We start from the raw sequence: 18,650 nt of genomic DNA, 5'->3' as shown, positions 1-18,650 counted from the left end.
AGCGTTGGAGGTGCAGCCCTGGCGACCCGCTATTGCGGCCTCTGATCCGCCTGGCCCGCCGCGATGGATTTCAATGCATGCATCACGTCGCGGGTGCCGTCGTAGAGCTTGCGGTACTGGGCGTACATGTCGTCGTAGAGCGCGCGCCGCGAAGGGTCCGGCACGATGCGGCGCCCGGGCCGGACCCACCGGCCGATGTCGCCACGCTGCACGAGGGCCGCCGCGCAGCCCGCCAGGAAGGCATTGCCGAAGCTCGCGCCCACGGTCACGGCCGGCACTTCCTGCTCCACCTGCGCGATGTCGGAGACGATCTGCAGCCAGGTGTTGCCTTGTGCGCCGCCGCCGACGGCCACCACGCGATCGACCTTGGCGCCGATGTCGGCGAAGGCTTCGAGGTTGTGGCGCACACCGAAGCCCACTCCTTCCAGCACGGCCCTGAAAAGCTGCTCCCTGGAATGCGACAGGCTCAGCCCCGCGATCACGCCGCTGGCCCGCGTGTCGTTGATGGGCGTGCGCTCGCCGCTGAAATACGGCAGCACCAGCAATCCGCCAGCGCCCGGCGCCACATTGGCGGCGCCGTCGAAAAGCGCGGCGTAGCCGCCGGGCTCGGCGAGGTCGCGCGCAAGCTCGTCCTTGAACCAGCGCGTCAGGCTGCCCGTGGTGCTCATGCCGGCGGCCAGATTGAATTGCCCTTCGTAGGCGCCCGCCACGGTCCAGACCCGCGGATCGGGCGTCGGCCTGTCCTGCACCAGCACGAAGAAAGTGGTGCTTCCATACATCACCATCAGGTCGCCGGGGGCGACCGCACCCACGCTGATCGCCTCGCTCAATGCGTCGACCGCGCCCACGGCCACCGGAGTTCCCGCGGAAAGGCCGGTGGCTTGCGCGGCCTGCGCGGTGATCTCGCCGGCGATCTCGTCGGACCAGGCGGGCCGGGGCAGTGCATGCAACGGCACGAAGGCGCGATTGAAGCGCTCGTCCCACATGCCCGTGCGGGGGTTGTACAGGGGCATGTAGTGACTGGCCGTGTGCCGGTCGATGCGATGCTGCCCCGTGAGGCGCCAGCCCAGGTAGGAGCTGGCCGTGGCCAGATGCGCGGTTGCCGCCCAGACATCGGGCTCATGCTTGCGAAGCCAGCGGATCTTCGGGCCGATGGCCTGGCTGGTGAGGTCCATCAGCGAGAACTCGCGAATGGCCGCGGCGCCGAACTCCGACTCGATCTCGGCGATCTCCGCCTGCGCGCGCACGTCCACGCCGTACAGGATGGCGGGGCGCAGCGGGCGCATCCGGGCATCCAGCGGCACCACGCAGGGGCCGATCGCACTCACGGCCAGCGCGGCGACATCCTGCCCGCTCAGGCCGGTGCCTTCCATCACCTTCCTGCACAGCGCGCAGACGTCGTGCCACCAGACCTTGTCGGCGTCCTGCTCCACATGGCCGGGGTGCGGCAGGCTGATGTCGTGGGGGATCGTGGCGGTGTTGAGGATGCGTCCGTCGAACGTCGTCAGGGTGGCCTTGCTGCTGTAGGTTCCGACGTCGATGCCGAGCAATGCGTGCTTCATGGGAACGAGAAAAGGGAATGCAGGGAGTGAGCCGATGCGGGTCGCACAATCGATTGTGCGCTGCTGCGCAATCGTATTGAGGCACTGGCCGCACGGCCATCGGGGTTTACCTCATCGCGCTCGCCGCTTCCGGGGCGCGGTGCGCGCCCTCCCCGACGCCTAGTTCTGCTTCCAGGGCAGCCCGCGCTTGCGCCAGCCGCCTGTCAGGCCACGGTGGCCGTTCTCGTCCGGATTGCCCTCGAAGCCTTCGAGGATGTTGTATGCCTCCACGCCCAGTTCGGTCGCGCGCTTCGCGGCAGCGATGGAGCGCACGCCGCTGCGGCACAGCATCACGAGTTTCCTGCCGCCCTCGGCCGCCGCGCGCACGCCGTCGTCGAAGGCCGGGTTCATCGCCATGCCCGGCCATTGCTTCCAAGCCAGCGGCACGGCGCCGGGCACGTAGCCGACCCACTCGCGCTCGGCGTCGGTGCGCACGTCGACCATCACGGCCTCGCCGCCGGCCATCCATTGCGCGGCCTGCTCGGGTGTCACGTCGCCGGCGTAGCCCTTGTTCTCGACGGGATCAGTCATCTGCTTTCTTCCTTGGAATGCGGGTTTTCAATGACCGGAATTTTTCACCGCTTCGTGAAAACCCTGTTTGTTGCGTGTTCCTGTGCGCCAAAGATGGCGGCTTGGGCCTGTCAAACCATAACTCCAAGACGGCAGCCTGGGTTCCCCCAGTCAGAACAGCCAATTGGAGAGAGACAAATGACAGACAGCAAACTGCCCCGCCGCCGCGGGCTGCTCAAGGGCGCCGCCGTGGCCGCCGGTGCCATGTCCGTGCCGATGGTCAGCATGGCCCAGACCACTTCGCTGCGCTTCCAGAGCACCTGGCCCGCGAAAGACATCTTCCACGAGTACGCGCAGGACTACGCCAAGAAGGTCAATGACATGGCGGGCAACCGCCTGAAGATCGAGGTGCTGCCGGCCGGCTCGGTGGTGCCCGCATTCCAGCTGCTCGACGCGGTGGCCAAGGGCACGCTCGACGGCGGCCACGGCGTGGTGGCGTACTGGTACGGCAAGAACTCCGCGCTCGCGCTGTGGGGCTCGGGCCCCGGCTACGGCATGGACGCCAACATGATCCTGGCCTGGCACACCTACGGCGGCGGCAAGGCGCTGATGGACGAGATCTACAAGGGCCTGAACCTCGACGTGGCCTCCTACCTCTACGGCCCCATGCCCACGCAGCCGCTGGGCTGGTTCAAGAAGCCGGTGGCCAAGGCCGAGGACATGAAGGGCCTGAAGTTCCGCACCGTGGGCCTGGCGGTGGACGTGTTCACCGACATGGGCGCCGCCGTGAACCCGCTGCCCGGCGGCGAGATCGTGCCCGCGCTGGACCGCGGCCTGATCGACGCGGCCGAGTTCAACAACGCATCGAGCGACCGCGTGCTGGGCTTTCCCGACGTGGCGAAGAACTGCATGCTGCAGAGCTTCCACCAGAGCGGCGAACAGTTCGAGGTGCTGTTCAACGGCAGCAAGCTGAAGTCGCTGCCGCCCGAGCTCAAATCCATCATCGAATACGCCACGCAGGCCGCCAGCGCCGACATGAGCTGGAAGGCCATCGACCGCAACTCGAAGGACTACGAAGAGCTGAAGAAATCCGGCATCAAGTTCTACAAGACGCCCGACGCGGTGCTGCGCGCGCAGCTCGCCTCATGGGACAAGACCATCGCGAAGAAGTCGGCCGAGAACCCGATGTTCAAGAAGGTGCTCGACTCGCAGCGCGCCTTTGCCGAGCGCGCGGGCCAGTGGCAGAACGACTACTCGGTCGATTTCAAGATGGCCTACAACCACTACTTCGGACGACAGGCCAGGAAGGCCTGATGCGATTCATGTGACGCGAGGGCGCCCGGGCGGCGCCCTCTTTTTCATGCCTGCACGCATGCCGCGCATGGGTCGCGGCGAGGAGTTCGTTCCGATGCAATCTTTCCTGCTGGCGGTCGACCGGTTCTCCACATGGATTGGCAAGACCTTCGCCTGGTGCGCGCTGCTGCTCACGCTGCTCATCAGCTGGGAGGTGTTCTCGCGCTATGCGCTCAACAAGCCGCACGCCTGGGTGCTGGACGCGCAGATCATGCTGTACGGCGCGATGTTCATGACCGCCGGCGCCTACACGCTCTCGAAGAACGGCCACGTGCGCGGCGACGTGCTCTACGGCTTCTTCCGTCCGCGCACGCAGGCGACGGTCGACCTGGTGCTGTACATCGTGTTCTTCCTGCCGGGCATCGTCGCGCTCACCTGGGCCGGCTGGATCTACGCGGGCGAGTCGCTCGCCATCCGCGAGCAGACCTTCTCGGCCGAGCCGCTGCCGCTGTACCCCTTCAAGTACATCATCCCGCTCGCGGGCTTCACGCTGCTGCTGCAGGGCATCGTCGAGATCATCCGCTGCGTGCAGTGCATCCGGCAGGGCGCATGGCCTTCGCGCGAGCAGGACGTGGAAGAGGTCGACGTCGAGAAGCTCAAGGAAATGGTGCACGTGAAAGACGAGGACATCGCCGCGCTCGACCGCGTGGTGGTGGGGCAAGCCGCCACCGGGGGCGCGCGATGATCCGCCGCGAACTCTGGTTCGGCCTGTCGTTCATGGCGCTGATCGTGGTCGGCGCCGGCACCGTGCTGGCGAACGCGCCCACCATCACCAACGGCCACCTGGGCCTGCTGATGCTGTCGCTGGTGGTCGTGGCCATCATGCTGGGCTTTCCCACGGCGTTCACGCTGATGGGCATGGGCATGATCTTCACCTGGCTCGCCTACGACCGCGACTGGCACCGCACGCTCGACCTGATGGTGCAGTCGGCCTTCAAGACCATGGCCAACGACGTGCTCATCGCGGTGCCGCTGTTCGTGTTCATGGGCTACCTGGTGGAGCGCGCGAACCTCATCGAATCGCTGTTCAAGAGCCTGCACCTGGCGCTCGCGCGGCTGCCGGGCGCGCTCGCGGTGGCGACGCTGGTCACCTGCACCATCTTCGCGACGGCCACTGGCATCGTGGGCGCGGTGGTCACGCTGATGGGCCTGCTGGCGCTGCCGGCCATGCTGCGCGCGGGCTACAGCGTGCCGCTGGCCGCGGGCGCGATCACGGCGGGCGGCTGCCTGGGCATCCTGATTCCGCCGTCGGTGCTGCTGATCGTGTACGGCGCGACGGCCGGGGTCTCGGTGGTGCAGCTGTATGCGGGCGCCTTCTTTCCGGGGCTGATGCTGGCTTCGCTCTATGTGCTGTACGTGATCATCATCGCGTGGATCAAGCCGCAATGGGCGCCGCCGCTGTCGCAGGCCGAGCGCGTGGTGCCGCTGCCGCCGCTGTCGCAGCGGCTGGCCGAAAGCCCCGCCGCGCATGCGCTGGTGGGCTTGGTCAAGGGGCGGCGCAATGCCGGCGTGCCGCTCTCGCATGTGCTGAAGCAGCTCGGCATCGTCGCGATGCCCGGCGTGATCTTCCTGCTGCTGGCGGCTTTCAGCTACAAGGCCGTGACCACGGTGGAGGCGCAGGCGCGCTACGACATCGAGGAGATCGGCGCCGTGCGCAGCGCACCCGCCGCGGGCGGCTTGCAGGAACCGCCGTCCGAAGGCGGGCTGCAGGAGCCGCCGCGCGAAGAAGGCCTGCAGGAGCCCCCCGGCGGTGAACAGGCGCCGGAGCCCGCCGCGGCCGCCGCGCCGCTGGCCGAGCCGGCAGAAGCAACGCAAGGCGCCGCCGAAGCCGCCACCGAGCGCCCCGCTCCCACTTGGTGGTGGGTCACCTTCGCGATCTTCGGCGCCATCGTCACGCTGTTCTACCTGTTCCTGAGCTTCGCGCGGCTCGAGATCTTCAAGATGCTGCTGGCGTCGTTCTTCCCGCTGGTGCTGCTGATCCTTTCGGTGCTGGGCTCCATCGTGCTGGGCCTTGCCACGCCGACCGAGGCGGCCGCCATGGGCGCGCTCGGCGGCATGCTGCTGGCCGCGGCCTACCGGCGGCTGAACCTCACGGTGCTGAAGGAGTCGGTGTTCCTCACGGCCAAGACATCGGCCATGGTGTGCTGGCTCTTCGTGGGCTCGGCCATCTTCTCGGCCGCGTTCGCGCTGCTGGGCGGGCAGGCGCTGGTGGAAGAGTGGGTGCTGGGCATGAACCTCACGAAGGTGGAGTTCCTGATCCTGAGCCAGGTCATCATCTTCCTGCTGGGCTGGCCGCTGGAGTGGACCGAGATCATCGTGATCTTCATGCCCATCTTCATCCCGCTGCTCGACAACTTCGGCGTCGACCCGCTGTTCTTCGGGCTGCTGGTGGCGCTCAACCTGCAGACGGCCTTCCTGTCGCCCCCGGTGGCCATGGCCGCCTTCTACCTGAAGGGCGTGAGCCCGCCGCACGTGACGCTCAACCAGATCTTCCTGGGCATGCTGCCCTTCATGGGCATCCAGGTGCTGGCGATCGTGCTGCTGTACACGTGGCCGCAGATCGGGCTGTGGCTGCCGCAGCTGCTCTACAAGTAGAGCAATGTCGTCGCGCTCTGCGTCTACTCCGGCGCGGTTCCATTGACGATAAAGAGCCGAGCCGCCTTTGCGACCTGCTCCCGCATGAACCCCATGCCTGAGCAAATATATGCTCAAGCGTGCAGAAATTCTCAGGCTGCTACTTGAGACATAGCAGACTGGGCCGAGCGCCCCTACCATGATGCCTCAAATTAAAAAGGGAGTGGCACATGAGCGGCAGGGAGTTTTGCGCGCCGGACAATTCAAATCATCCCAAATGGAAAAGTTGGGACGTTTTCAAATGGCGCGTATTATCGGAAAAAATGGGTGGCGGGCGAGCATATCTGCAAGCGTACAAAGACGGTTGGGTTGTTTACAATAAATTCCGTATAAAAGATGCGGCGGAGCAATAGCGAATCCCTCCTGCGATGCTCGGCTGCGTCGCTTGGGCCGAAGTGGGCGGCAAACCCGACGGCATTAAAAGACCGGTATTCCAAGGACGCACGTTGCAGCGAACACTGGCTGGCAGACCCGTCAAATTTGGAAAGCCGCCCGAAGAAACATCGGTTGGCGCGGTCAGCATTCAGCTGCGGGTTGCCTCCAAAGAGCTAGGCATACCGATCGAACTGTTGTCGTACTCCGATCGAATGAACCTGATTGCGTGCCTTGAGACCGACACGTTCAATTTGAACGTCGTTGCTCTGCATCTGAAAAATCTGATCCTGTACGACTACCCAGGCACCGATACTTCAAATCTCACTGACGAACAATTCATCGTCGCAGGCTCTCGCTATAACCGAGGCATCGAGCGTGCGTTAAATGAATTTATAGATTCAATAAAGCTTCCCCCTGGGAGCCAAGGCAGGCAATTTTCCGAATATGGGCGCAGAATGCTGGAGCATCGCGACCATATCTCAATGCTTCTCGAAAAAGTCTGACAATGAAAAGAATAGGCCTGGCAGTTGTATCGGCGTATGCATTCTTTTGCATTGCCCTGATGCTTCTCATGCCCATGAACAAGTATGAATGGATGTTGGACGAGCCGAGTGCAAAATCCGATGGGCTGACTTTTTGTGGATTGCCTATTGACAATGACATCAGCACCAGATTTTTCTCTGTCGCCTTTTTAATTCCACTCTTTGTCTTTGCAGCGATCCAGTCAATCAGAGAGAAAAAAATACATTACTCCCTTTGGATTGCCATTGCCTTGCTCGCGATTTGGGGGTGGCGTTTTTTTATCTATTACCCGTTGTGCTGAGCTGGCAAGGCAAAGGGTTGAAGGTTCGCGGCCCTGTCTCAGCGCCGCCGCTCCACATACGGCCGCGCCTGCAGCAGCACGATCCTGTCGCCCACCGTCGCCCATTCGATGTCCTGGTCGACCGCGTTGAAGGTGCGCTTCACCGCCGCGCCCACGTTGGCCAGGCGCACCACCAGGTCGTCGGTCAGCACGTTGCGCCCGGCCTGCAGCGGCACTTCCTTCACGCCGCCGTCCTTGTCGAGCTGCAACGCCGTGTCTTCGGCCGAGCGGCTCAGCACCTGGATGGCCTTGGACCAGCTCGAATACATCACCTGCTCCGCCACCCGCTGCCCCTCGACCACGCGGATGCCGATGCCGCGCTTGGCAGAGATGTAGGTGACGTGCGCATGCCCCGCGTCGAAGGGGTCGCGGGTGATCAGCACGCCGGCGTTGGTCGAGTCGATGGCGGTCTGCACGAACACGCCCATCAGCACCGACTCGGCGCCGAAGCCCGCGGCGCCGCGCGCCTCCCATGCCTCGGGGTTGAAGACCGAAGCCCAGACCTTCTTGACCGCGGCCTCGAGCGCGTCGCCGGTCTTGACGTTGGGCACGGTGGTGTAGAGCCCCGCGCCGCTGAAGCCGGGCAGGTCTTCGGAGTTGGACGAACTGCGCACGAACACGCCACCCCCGCCCAATTGCGACTGCCATGCCGCGCGCCATGAAGCGGCAGTGGCCGCATCGACCGGCCATTGCACGATCTCGTCGCGCAGTTGCGCCAGCGCCTTCTGGCGGACCTTGGGGTCGCTCGCGAAGCCGGGTTGCTGCTGCATGCGCGCGATGCGCTCGCCCAGGCCGTTGGCACGCATGAAGCGGTCGTAGTGGGCAAAGGGCACGCAGAAGCCGTCGGGCACCGACGTGCCCGGAATGCGTGCGGCCTGCATGGCGCCGAGGTTGGCGGCCTTGGTGCCGCACTGCGCGCTGTTGCGGGCGCGCAGCGATGCCAATGGCAGCAGGCGGGTCTCGCGCAGGTCGGGCTTGACGGCCTTTGCACCGCCGGGCGTGGCGCCGGCGGAAGCGGTGCGCACCGCACGCGGCGGCAGCGCCGCGATTTCATCGGCCGTGAGGCGGCGCACCTGGTAGCCCGAGGCCGCGACCTTCAGCGCCACCCACTGGCCCGCGTGCTCCTTCAGCACCGTCGCAGCGTCGCGCACATAGGCGTTCGGAATGCCCCAGCCCTTGGCCAGCAGGTTGACGTGCGACAGCGCCGTGGACGGCCGCTCGGTCAGCACGCCCGCCACCGGCGGCAGGCTCAGGGGCACCTGCCGCAGCACCGCGATGTCGTCGGGCAGCAGTGCGTTGATGCCCGACTCGTCCTCCACCACGCGCACGCGGCCGGTGGCGGTGCCGACGTTCATCGGCAGATAGGGCTGCTCGCGGATCAGCGCCTCCTGGCTCACATAGTCGATGCCGGTTTCCATGGCAATTCGCTCGTGCAGCGTGGAGTTGGTCTTGAACTTCACGGGCGCGAAGAAGCTGGCCTTCACCTGCGCGTCGGCCTGCCGCAGCAGCGGCGCGGTGAGCCAGTCGCCTTCCCAGAATTCGTAGCTGAAGGCGCCGATGTTCTGCTGCCAGCTCAGCGTGCCGAACAGGAAGCGGCGGTCGGGCACGAGGTAGTTGCGATCGATCTCGCGCTTGGCGGTGTCGGGCGCCAGCCGCGTGTCGCGCAGGAACCGCACGTGCAGCTGGTAGCGCGGCGTGTCGATGTAGTACATGCGCGGCGCTGGCTTCGCCTTCAGGTCGACGACGAACAGCACGTGAGCCAGCTGCATCGGCGTGCCGGCGTCGTAGACGCGCGCGAGCTGGTCGAAGTCGCCCTGGCTGCGCAGCGCAGGCAGCGACGACGGCACCGCCGCACGCGCCCCCTGCGGCTGGGCCGGGCCCTGCTGGTTCTGTTGCTGATAGTAAGAAGGCTTGCGGGCGAGCTGGGCGGCGGCCGGCACCGCCGCGGTGGCGGCGACGCACAGCGCCAGCAGCGCCGGCCATCTCTTGTGGAAGCACATTTCGCCCTCAAGGCGCGCGTTGTTTTCGTTCTTCACCTCTGTTCCCTCCTTACAGCTGGTTGCCGAATGCACCTGCGCTTCACCAAGCAAGGGGACGGCGCTGACAGCGGCAGCGGATTCTCGCGCGTTACAAACAGGCAAACCAAGCGACCGGACCGCTTCGTACATCCGGGGATCAGAGGAAACACATGAACCGCAAGACACCCGGGCGCATTCGTCGCCCGCTGCAACAGTGGCTGCTCGGCCTGGCGCTCCTGGGCGCCGGCATCGCGGCCGGCGCCCAGCCCGGCCCACAGGGCCAGATCGCACGCCTGAACCAGCAGCAGGGCACCGTGAGCATCGCGCCCGCCGGCCAGGACCGCTGGCAGGCGGCCCGGCAAGGCAGCACGCTGTCGGTCGGCGACCGCGTCTGGACCGACCGCAACGCGCGCGCCGAGTTCTACATCGGTCCGGTGGCGCTGCGGCTGGGCAGCCAGACGCAGGTGGAGTTCTCGGGACTCGACGGCAACTTCGTGGACATCACCACCACCCAGGGCGAGCTGCAGCTGCGCGTGCGCGACGGCCTGGCAGGCCAGCGCCTGAAGATCCACACCGGCAACCTGCAGGCTGTGATCACCGCGCCGGGCGAATACCGCTTTGCTGCGGACACCGCCACTTCCACCACCTGGGTGGCGGTGGCGTCGGGCCGGCTCACGCTGTACGGAAGGAACGGCGCCTCGCAGTTGCTGACCGACCGCCAGCAGACGACCGTGTCCGGACGCGACCTGGCGGTCGTGCAGACCCAGCGGGTGCAGAACGCCGGCTTCGACGCCTGGGTGGCCGAGCGCGACCGGAACGAGGACCGCTCCTTCGGCACCGCACGCTTCGAGCCGCCCGGCCTGCTGGTGCAACCGGCGGTGGTGGCCGTGCCGCCGCCGCAGGTGCGCTACGAGCCCGACTACAGGGCGCAGCAGGAGCAACAGCTGGCCTGGCAGCGCGAGCAGGAGTGGCGCCAGCAGCAGGAGGAACTCCGCCAGCAGGAAGATTGGCGCCGCGACCAGGAATGGCGCCAGCAGCGCGAATGGCAGCAGCGCCGCGAGTGGCGCGATCGCGCCGAGCAGGACCGCTGGCGGCAACAGCAGCAACAACAGCAGATCCAGTTGCAGCTCCAGCAGCAGCAACAGCAGGCCCTGCGCCAGCAACAGGAAATGCAGCTGCGCGCCGCGCAGGCGCAGGCCCAGCAGCAACAGCAGCTGCTTCAACAGCAACAGCGCGCGGCGCAGCAGGCGGCGCAAGTCCAGCAGCAGCAACTGCAGCTTCGCCAGCAGCAGGAGATGCAACTGCGCGCCGTACAGATGCAGCAACAGGTGCAGGCCCAGCAGGCGGCGCAGCAGAACGCGTTGCGCCAGGCCCAGGAAGCGCAGCTTCGTGCGATACAGCAGCAACAGCAACGCGGCGCTGCCGCAACGCCGCAGCAGCAACAAGGCCAGGGCGAAGACCTGAAGCGGCTCTGGACCTCGCCGGACTCGCGCTGATCCCCGCGGGCGCGGGGCGCCGGAAGCCCCGCCGAAAGCTCCGCCAATCCACCCGCCGCTAAAGTCGGCGGCCAAGGAGCTTTTCATGCCCAAATTCGACTTCGATCTCTTCGTCATCGGCGGCGGCAGCGGCGGCGTGCGCGCCGCGCGCATGGCGGCGCAAACCGGCGCGCGCGTCGGGCTGGCCGAGGCCGCCGATCTCGGCGGCACCTGCGTCAACGTGGGCTGCATACCCAAGAAGCTCTACAGCTACGCGGCCGGCTACGCCGAATCCTTCGAGGAGGCCGCGGGCTACGGCTGGAAGCTGCCGCAGGCCCCGCAGTTCGACTGGGCGCATCTCAAGTCGCAGCGCGCGAAAGAGATCGGCCGGCTCAACGGCATCTACGGCTCGCTGCTGAAAAACGCCGGCGTGACGCTCGTCACCGGCTGGGCCCAGCTGGTCGATGCCCACACGGTCGAGATCGACGGCAAGCGCCACACGGCGCGCCACCTGCTGGTAGCCACCGGCGGCACGCCCTTCGTGCCCGACATTCCGGGCCGCGAGCACATCGTGACCTCCGACGCGATGTTCGACCTCGACCCGTTCCCCAGGCGACTGCTGGTGGTGGGCGGCGGCTACATCGCCTGCGAGTTCGCCTCCATCTTCAACGGCCTGGGCGCCAAGGTGACGCAGCTGCATCGCCGCGCGCACCTGCTCACCGGCTTCGACGACGACGTGCGGCAGTTCCTCGCCAGCGAGATGGGCAAGGCGGGTGTCGACCTGCGGCTCAACTGCGAGGCCGTTTCCGTCGCGCGCGGCGCGGGCGGCTTCACCGTCACGCTGGCACGCGGCCAGCAGATCGAGGCCGACACGGTGCTCTTCGCGACGGGGCGCGTGCCCAACACGCAGGGCCTGGGCCTGGAGGCCGCGGGCGTGAAGCTCGACGAGAAAGGCGCGATCGCGGTCGATGCGCACTACCGCAGCTCGGTGCCGTCGATCTACGCGGTGGGCGACGTCTCCACGCGCGTGCAGCTCACGCCGGTGGCGCTGGCCGAGGCGATGGTGGTGGTCGACGAGCTCTTCGGCAAGGGCAAGCGCCGGCTCGACTACGAGTTCATTCCCACCGCCGTGTTCACGCACCCGAACATCGGCACCTGCGGCTACGGCGAGATCGAAGCGCGCGCGAAGTTCGGCGAAGTGACCGTGTTCTCGAGCGAGTTCAAGTCGCTGCGCCACACGCTGTCGGGCCGCAACGAGCGAACTTTCATGAAGCTGGTGGTCCACAAGGCCACCGACCGCGTGGTGGGCCTGCACATGGTGGGCGCGGATGCCGGCGAAGTGGTGCAGGGCTTTGCCGTGGCGATGCGCGCGGGCGCGACGAAGGCGCTGTTCGACAGCACCATCGGCATCCACCCCACGGCCGCCGAAGAGTTCGTGACCATGCGCGAGCCGATGCCCGGCTGATCAGGCCTGCGCCGCCTGCTGCGGCTTGCCCTCCAGCAGCTTCACCAGCACGAACAGCACCCGGTTGGCCGGCGTTGGCACGCCCAGCGCCTCGCCGCGCCGCACGACCAGCCCGTTGAGGTGGTCGATCTCGCTGAGCTTGCCGCGCGCCAAATCCTGAGCGGTCGACGAATACTGCGCGGGCATGGTCTGCGCGATGCCGCGCAGGGCGGCGTCGGTGTCGCCCGGCACTTCGACGCCTTCGGCCTTCGCCACCGCGAGGCATTCGGCCACCACGTCGCGGATCACGTCGCTCACGCCCGTGCCTTGCACGAGCACGCCGTAGGGCAGCTGCGTGATGGCCGAGAGCGCGTTGTAGGCGCAGTTGAGGATCAGCTTGGCCCAGAGCGAGCCGCGCACGTTGTCCGAGATCTGCGTGGGCACGCCGGCCGCCGCCAGATGCCGCGCGACTTCCTCGCTGCGGCGCGACGGCGCGATCACCAGCTCGCCGCGCCCGTTGTGCTTCACGTGGCCGGGGCCGGACATGCCGGTGGCCACGTAGACGACGGCGGCGGCCACTTCGTTCGACGCCGGCAGCACCGCGCGCACGCGCTCGTCGTTGTCCACGCCGTTCTGCAGCGTGAGCACCAGCGCGCCGGGCGCCAGGTGCGGCCCGATCTGCGCGGCGGCCGATTCGCTGTCGGTGGATTTGACGCAGAACAGCACCAGGTCGGCACCCTGCACCGCGCCGGGTTCGGTGCTCGCGGCCATCCGCACCTGCTCGTCGAAGGCCCGGGTCTCCAGCCGCAGCCCGTTGGCGTTGACGGCCTCCACATGCGCGGGCCGGCCGATCAGCACCACCTCGTGGCCCGCGCGCGCCAGCATGGCGCCGTAGTAGCAACCGACCGCGCCGGCGCCCATGACTGCGACTTTCATCGATGCGACTCCTTGGATGTTGCGGGGATCATGCCTCGGCCTCGGCGCCGCGCGAGGCCGCGCCCTCGGCCAGCAGCCATTCGCGGAACGCCACGAAGGCCGGCAGGTCGAGCCGGTCGGGCCGGTAGCAGAGATAGTGGCCCTGGTTCACGCTCACCGGCGTGCCGCAGGGGCTCAGCAGCGCGCCTTCGGCCAGCTCTTCCTGCACCAGCAGCCTGGGCACGAGGCCGATGCCCAGTCCGTTGAGCGCCGCCTGGATCAGCGCCGAGTACTGCGCGAAGCGCGGCCCCGCCACCGTCTGCACTTCCGGCACGCCGTGCTGCGCGGCCCATTGCCGCCACGCGCCGGGCGCGCCTTCGTGATGCAGCAGCGTGTGGCCGGTGATGTCGGCGGGCTGCGCGATGCGGTGGCGCCCCTCGACCAGCGAGCGCGCCACGATCAGCACGAACTCGCGCCCCGCGATGTATTCGGACACCACGCCGGGCCAGCCGTCGGGGCCGTAGCGGATGGCGGCGTCCACGCCCGCCGGAATGCCGTCGCTGGGCTCCAGGTGGCGGCTGAAGCTCAGCATCACGTGGCGGCTCTTCTGGCTGAAGGCAGGCAGCCGCGGAATGAGCCACTTGGTGAGAAAGGTGGGCACGCTGGCCAGCGTGAGCAGCCCCGCGCCCGCGTCGCCCGAGCGGGCCTCGAAGGTCGCGGTCTCGATGGCGCGCAGGCCGCCCGAGATCTTCTGCCAGTACACGCGGCCCTGCGGCGTGAGCTGCACGCCGCGACCGTTCTTCTGCAGCAGCTCGCGGCCCAGGAAAGCCTCGAGCCCTGCGATCTGCTTGCTGACCGCGCTCACGGTGATGCACAGGGCGCCCGCCGCGAGCGTGATGCTCTGGTGGCGCGCCACCGCGTCGAAGGCCAGCAGCTCCTGGATGGTGGGGCAGTCGCGCTTCATGCATCGCTCCGCTTGATGAAAGCTGTGTGAAAAACGCTTTCTGATTGCTCAAGTGTCGTCATCCAACTTTCACCCATAAGTACGCACGCGGTTCCTAGAATTCGGGGCAACGCGGCGGCATGCCCGGCGCTGACAGTAGCGCATCCGGAAAGTATGCCGGGTGTCCATGACATTGGAGACAACCTTGGTTCGCGGCATTTCGCTCATCTACGGCCTGTACCTGCTGCTGCCCATCGCCCTGCTGATGATCGGCAGCGTGGGCGGCAACTGGACCAACACGCTGCTGCCCACCGGCATCACCGGACAGTGGTACGTCGACCTGTGGCTCGACACCTCGTTCCGCAAGGCTTTCGCCAGCAGCCTCGTGGTCGCCATGTCGGCCTGCGCCATCAACACCGTGCTGGCCTTGCCGCTGGCCTATGCGCTGTACCACGGCGCGCAGCGCGGCGGCAGCCTGGCGGCGCGCATCGTGAGCGCCACGCCGGTGGCGGTGCCGGCCATCACGCTGGCCTTCGGCTACATGATCGTGTTCAACACCGACCTCGCGCCCTGGCTGGGCTCGATGCCGCTGCTGATAGCCGCGCACGCGATCCTCACCCTGCCCTACCTCACCAACACGCTGCTGACCGACCTGCGCCACCTCGACCTCGGCCGGCTCGAGCAGGCGGCGGCCACGCTCGGCGCCTCGGGCTGGCAGCAGTTCACCGGCATCGTGCTGCCGAGCCTGCGCCAGAGCCTGATCAGCGGGCTGGTGATGGTGGCGGCCATCTCGGTGGGCGAGTTCGGCGTGTCGAACCTGCTCACGAGCTTCCAGAACCGCACCTACCCCGTGGTGCTGCTGCAGGCCTTCTACGGCGCCACGGGCTTCGCCTGCGCAGCCACGGTGATCCTTCTTGTGCTGGCGAGCGCGTCGGCGCTTCTTTCCTCTTCCCTCGTGAAGCAACGCGCCTGACCGATACGCCATGAGCCTCCTACTCGACAACGTCAACTACAACTATCCCGGCAGCACGCACGGCCTGCACGACGTGTCGCTCGACGTGCGCACCGGCGAGCTGGTCGCGGTGATCGGCCCCAGCGGCTCCGGCAAGTCGACGCTGCTGAAGCTGGTGTCGGGCCTGGAGACGGGCCACACCGGCCGCATCGCGCTCGACGGCGAAGACATGTCGCGCACGCCCGTTCACCAGCGCAACATCGGCATGGTGTTCCAGAGCTACGCGCTGTTCCCGCACCTGAGCGTGCTCGACAACGTGGCCTACGGGCTCAAGCTGCGCAAGGTGGCCGCCACCGAACGACGCCAGCGCGCGCAGGAGCTGCTCGACATCGTGGGGCTGGGCGACTTTGCGCAGCGCGCCGTGGCACAGCTTTCGGGCGGCCAGCAGCAGCGCGTGGCCTTGGCGCGCGCCCTGGCCATCGACCCGCGCGCCCTGCTGCTCGACGAGCCGCTGTCGGCGCTCGACGCCAGCGTGCGCGGCCACCTGCGCGACCAGATCCGCGCCATACAGCAGCGCTTCAACGCCACCACGCTGCTGGTCACGCACGACCAGGAAGAAGCACTGGTCATGGCCGACCGCGTCGCCATGCTCAAGGACGGCCGGCTGCTGCAGATCGCCACGCCGCGCGACATCTACGAGAACCCCGCGAGCCGCGCGGTGGCCGAGTTCGTCGGGCTCTCGACCATCCTGCCCGCCAAGGTGGCCGCGCCGGGCCGGCTGGACCTGGGCTTTGCCGAACTCTTCGCCGACACCGGCCAGCGCGCCTTCGGCACCGCGGTGCACGTGCTGGTGCGCCCCGAGCACATCCGCGCCGACCCCGCAGCCGACGCCGTGAACCGTCTCGCGGGCAGCACCCGCGCGCAGCGCTACCTGGGTGCGCTCACGCGCTACGACTTCGAGGTGCCGGGCGCGGCCAAGCCCTTCCTTGCCGAATCGCCCGCGCCGGCCGTGGAGGCCATCGCCATCGCGCCCGGGCACATCCGTTTACTCGACCACTGAACCCTTTCCTCAAGGAGCCACCATGCAACGCAGACAACTGATCCAAGCCGCCGGCGCACTGCCGCTGGCCACCCTCGCGGCCCGCACCGCCTTCGCATTCGACGGCCCCGAGCTGTATGCGGGCGAGAAGGCGCTGTACGCCGAGGCGCAGAAGGAAGGCCTGTGCGTCTCCTTCGACACCGGCCCCGAATGGGCCAACTGGAAGTCGCTGTTCCGCGACTTCAAGAAGCGCTACCCCGAGATCGAGCTGACCTACAACGACATCGGTTCCGCCGCCACCGTGGTCGCGCTCGAGAAGACCAGGCGCCGCCCGCAGGCCGACACCGCCTACTACTTCGCCGCCTCGGCCGTCGACGCCGCGAAGAAGGACGTGGTCGCGCCCTTCAAGCCCGTCAACTTCGACAAGCTGCCGCCCGTGTTCCGCGAGGCTGAAGGCCGCTGGTTCACCATCCACACGCTGAACATCGCCTTCCTGGTCAACAAGAAGCTGGTGAAGAACGTGCCCACGGGCTGGGCCGACCTGCTCAAGCCCGAGTTCAAGAACACGGTGGTCTACCTCGACCCGCGCTCCACCGGCATCGGCCAGGTGCTGACTTTCGCCGCGGCCTATGCCAACGGCGGCAGCGTCGACAACGTGCAGCCCGGCATCGACTACCTGGGCAAGCTGCATTCGGCCGGCAACGTGCTGCGCGTGGAAGGCACCACGCCCTACGCCAAGTTCCTCAAGGGCGAGATTCCCGTGTGGATCAGCTACGAGAACGACGGCCTGAAGGCCAAGCACGTCGACGGCATGGGCGACGCGATGGAAGTCGTCATTCCGAAGGAAGCCAGCGTGGCCGCGCCCTACGCCATCAGCCTGGTGAAGAACGGCCCGAACCCGAACGCCGGCAAGCTGTGGCTGAACTTCATCATGAGCGAGGCCGGCCAGTCGCTGTTCGCGCAGGGCTTCGTGCGGCCGGCCGTGCCGGGCACGCAGCTGAGCGCCGACGTGGCCGCCAAGATGCCGCCCGCGCCGCAGATCAAGCCGCTGGACGTGGTGAAGGCCTCGGAGCGCAAGGCCGAGATCGACAAGCTGTGGGCACAGGCTGCCCTGGGCAAGTGATCGGTCAGCCGTGATGCGACGCTTTGGCGCCTGGCCCGCCTGGGCCTTCATGGCGCTGTTCTTCGCGGTGCCGCTGGCGGCGCTGCTGCCGGAAGCCTTCGGCGAGGGCGGCAGCGCCTTCGGGCGGCTGTTCGGCAACCCGCTGTTCTTCGGCGCGCTGCGCAACACGCTGGCGCTCGGGCTGGCGGCGGGTGCGGTGTCGGCGCTGGTGGGCACCTGCATCGCGATCGAGCTGGCGCGCCAGCCGGCGTCGCGGCGCCAATGGATGATGACGCTGCTGGGCCTGCCGCTGGCTTTCTCGGGGCTGGTGATCGCCTACGGCTTCATCCTGGCCTTCGGCCGCGCGGGATTCGTGACGCAGCTGCTCGCGGGGCTGGGCGCGGACCCGGCGGCCCTGGGCAGCTGGATCTACAGCGTGTCGGGCCTGGGCTTCGCCTATGCCTACTACCTGATCCCGCGCGTGGCGCTGTCGCTGTACCCGGTGTTCGCGAACCTCGACCTGCGCCCGGCGCAGGCGGCGCGCACGCTGGGCGCGTCGAAAGCCCGTGCCTTCCGGGACACGGTGGTGCCCGAGGTGCTGCCTTCGGTGCTGTCGAACGCCTGCATGGTCGCCGCGATTGCCATGGGCACCTACGGCACGGCGCTGGCGCTGGTGGGCACGCAGCTCAACATCCTGCCGCTGATGCTGCTGGCGCAGGTGGGCGACGGCGGTTCCGATTTCGCGGTGGCGGCGGCGTTGTCGCTGGTGCTGATGGTGGTGTGTGTGATCGTGATGGGAGTGGGTGATGTCTTTACGCGAAGGCGCGAGCGCGGTGCTGTCGGCGCCGGTCACTGAGGCGCTGGCGCGCCTGGCGCAGAAGCAGCGGGGGCCGTCGCGCCACCGCCAGCCGGTGGCGATGATCGGCCCCGGCGACGGCGGCCCGGCCGAGTGCGAGGCCGCCCATGCGGTGGCGCACGCGCTGGCCCGCGCGGGCATGTCGGTGGTGTGCGGCGGGCGCGGCGGCGTGATGGCCGCGGCCTCGCGCGGCGCGGTGGAAGCCGGCGGCATCGCCGTGGGCATCCTGCCCGAGGACGACGACCGCAACGCCAACGAGTGGCTGAGCGTGGCCATTCCCACGGGCATGGGCGAGATGCGCAACGGCATCATCGCGCGCAGCGGCGTGTGCCTGGTGGCCATCGGCGGCAACATGGGCACGCTGTCGGAGATGGCGATGGGGCTGAAGTGGGGCAAGCCGGTGTTCGTGATGCACGGCGATGTGGCGCTGCCCGGGGCGGTGCAGGCTGTCGATGTGAACGACATGCTTGCGAAGGTGCTGGGGTGCCTGCTGGGCTGAGGTTTCTTTCGGGGTGCGTGCACAGGCCACCGGGTACTCCCCTCCGCGAATGTCCCCCGGGCTTCGCCCTCC

18 protein-coding genes are annotated in these 18,650 nt (G+C 67.7%); 13 read left to right on the top strand and 5 right to left on the bottom strand.

The features are described from left to right. Positions 1–29 precede the first annotated feature (29 nt). Both QRN67_RS32285 and QRN67_RS32280 read right to left on the bottom strand, forming a co-directional pair. Positions 30–1,562 carry an FGGY-family carbohydrate kinase gene (locus tag QRN67_RS32285; protein WP_285415079.1) on the bottom strand — a complete coding sequence of 511 codons (1,533 nt, stop codon included), beginning with the start codon at positions 1,560–1,562 and terminating at the stop codon, positions 30–32. Between the two features lie 159 nt (positions 1,563–1,721). After that, positions 1,722–2,132: a rhodanese-like domain-containing protein gene (locus QRN67_RS32280; protein WP_081270415.1), complete on the bottom strand. Its 411-nt coding sequence runs from the start codon at positions 2,130–2,132 to the stop codon at positions 1,722–1,724. Between the two features lie 177 nt (positions 2,133–2,309). Between QRN67_RS32280 and QRN67_RS32275 the strand changes: the two genes are divergently transcribed. The 6 genes from QRN67_RS32275 to QRN67_RS32250 all read left to right on the top strand — a co-directional run bounded on the left by QRN67_RS32275 (position 2,310) and on the right by QRN67_RS32250 (position 7,296). After that, positions 2,310–3,425: a TRAP transporter substrate-binding protein gene (locus tag QRN67_RS32275; RefSeq protein WP_081270416.1), complete on the top strand. Its 1,116-nt coding sequence runs from the start codon at positions 2,310–2,312 to the stop codon at positions 3,423–3,425. 94 nt (positions 3,426–3,519) lie between these two features. Continuing rightward, entirely contained in the window at positions 3,520–4,149 is a 630-nt protein-coding gene (locus tag QRN67_RS32270) for a TRAP transporter small permease subunit (protein ID WP_285415078.1), read from the top strand. Next, a complete protein-coding gene (locus QRN67_RS32265) occupies positions 4,146–6,059 on the top strand; it encodes a TRAP transporter large permease (protein ID WP_285415077.1) in 1,914 nt (637 codons plus the stop codon). The genes QRN67_RS32270 and QRN67_RS32265 overlap by 4 nt, the downstream gene beginning before the upstream one ends. A 209-nt stretch (positions 6,060–6,268) precedes the next feature. Then, a complete protein-coding gene (locus QRN67_RS32260; RefSeq protein WP_285415076.1) occupies positions 6,269–6,451 on the top strand; it encodes a hypothetical protein in 183 nt (60 codons plus the stop codon). 15 nt (positions 6,452–6,466) lie between these two features. Beyond that, the gene (locus tag QRN67_RS32255; RefSeq protein WP_285415075.1) at positions 6,467–6,976 is read left to right on the top strand and encodes a hypothetical protein; all 510 of its coding nucleotides are present in this window, start codon (positions 6,467–6,469) and stop codon (positions 6,974–6,976) included. A gap of 2 nt (positions 6,977–6,978) precedes the next feature. Beyond that, positions 6,979–7,296 carry a DUF2645 family protein gene (locus QRN67_RS32250; protein WP_285415074.1) on the top strand — a complete coding sequence of 106 codons (318 nt, stop codon included), beginning with the start codon at positions 6,979–6,981 and terminating at the stop codon, positions 7,294–7,296. Positions 7,297–7,334: 38 nt separating this feature from the next. Here QRN67_RS32250 and QRN67_RS32245 read toward each other — a convergent pair whose 3' ends face one another. After that, the gene (locus QRN67_RS32245; RefSeq protein ID WP_285415122.1) at positions 7,335–9,335 is read right to left on the bottom strand and encodes a PEP/pyruvate-binding domain-containing protein; all 2,001 of its coding nucleotides are present in this window, start codon (positions 9,333–9,335) and stop codon (positions 7,335–7,337) included. Between the two features lie 188 nt (positions 9,336–9,523). Here QRN67_RS32245 and QRN67_RS32240 point away from each other — a divergent pair, with 188 nt between their 5' ends. Both QRN67_RS32240 and gorA read left to right on the top strand, forming a co-directional pair. Next, on the top strand, positions 9,524–10,849 hold the full coding sequence (locus QRN67_RS32240; RefSeq protein ID WP_285415073.1) for a hypothetical protein: 1,326 nt from the start codon (positions 9,524–9,526) through the stop codon (positions 10,847–10,849). Between the two features lie 85 nt (positions 10,850–10,934). Continuing rightward, on the top strand, positions 10,935–12,293 hold the full coding sequence (gene gorA / locus QRN67_RS32235) for a glutathione-disulfide reductase (protein WP_285415072.1): 1,359 nt from the start codon (positions 10,935–10,937) through the stop codon (positions 12,291–12,293). Here gorA and QRN67_RS32230 read toward each other — a convergent pair whose 3' ends face one another. After that, positions 12,294–13,208, bottom strand: coding sequence for a ketopantoate reductase family protein (locus QRN67_RS32230; protein ID WP_285415071.1), 915 nt, complete (start codon positions 13,206–13,208; stop codon positions 12,294–12,296). 28 nt (positions 13,209–13,236) lie between these two features. Further along, positions 13,237–14,151, bottom strand: a complete 915-nt coding sequence (locus QRN67_RS32225) for a LysR substrate-binding domain-containing protein (RefSeq protein ID WP_106936552.1) — start codon at positions 14,149–14,151, stop codon at positions 13,237–13,239. Positions 14,152–14,317: 166 nt separating this feature from the next. Here QRN67_RS32225 and QRN67_RS32220 point away from each other — a divergent pair, with 166 nt between their 5' ends. Genes QRN67_RS32220 through QRN67_RS32200 form a run of 5 tightly spaced genes read left to right on the top strand, consistent with a single transcriptional unit; the run spans position 14,318 to position 18,578 of the window. Continuing rightward, positions 14,318–15,103 carry an ABC transporter permease gene (locus QRN67_RS32220; RefSeq protein ID WP_285415070.1) on the top strand — a complete coding sequence of 262 codons (786 nt, stop codon included), beginning with the start codon at positions 14,318–14,320 and terminating at the stop codon, positions 15,101–15,103. Positions 15,104–15,113: 10 nt separating this feature from the next. Beyond that, a complete protein-coding gene (locus tag QRN67_RS32215) occupies positions 15,114–16,142 on the top strand; it encodes an ABC transporter ATP-binding protein (RefSeq protein ID WP_285415069.1) in 1,029 nt (342 codons plus the stop codon). A 22-nt stretch (positions 16,143–16,164) separates the two neighbouring features. Further along, positions 16,165–17,244, top strand: a complete 1,080-nt coding sequence (locus tag QRN67_RS32210; RefSeq protein WP_106936550.1) for an extracellular solute-binding protein — start codon at positions 16,165–16,167, stop codon at positions 17,242–17,244. A gap of 13 nt (positions 17,245–17,257) precedes the next feature. Beyond that, positions 17,258–18,079, top strand: a complete 822-nt coding sequence (locus tag QRN67_RS32205) for an ABC transporter permease (RefSeq protein ID WP_106936549.1) — start codon at positions 17,258–17,260, stop codon at positions 18,077–18,079. After that, the gene (locus QRN67_RS32200) at positions 18,030–18,578 is read left to right on the top strand and encodes a TIGR00725 family protein (protein ID WP_285415068.1); all 549 of its coding nucleotides are present in this window, start codon (positions 18,030–18,032) and stop codon (positions 18,576–18,578) included. The genes QRN67_RS32205 and QRN67_RS32200 overlap by 50 nt, the downstream gene beginning before the upstream one ends. Positions 18,579–18,650 lie beyond the last annotated feature (72 nt).

Source organism: Variovorax sp. efr-133-TYG-130 (genome assembly GCF_030208835.1).
GTDB lineage: Bacteria > Pseudomonadota > Gammaproteobacteria > Burkholderiales > Burkholderiaceae_C > Variovorax.
Note: the sequence above shows the minus strand (reverse complement) of the source record. Positions and strands in the feature narration are given on the sequence as shown.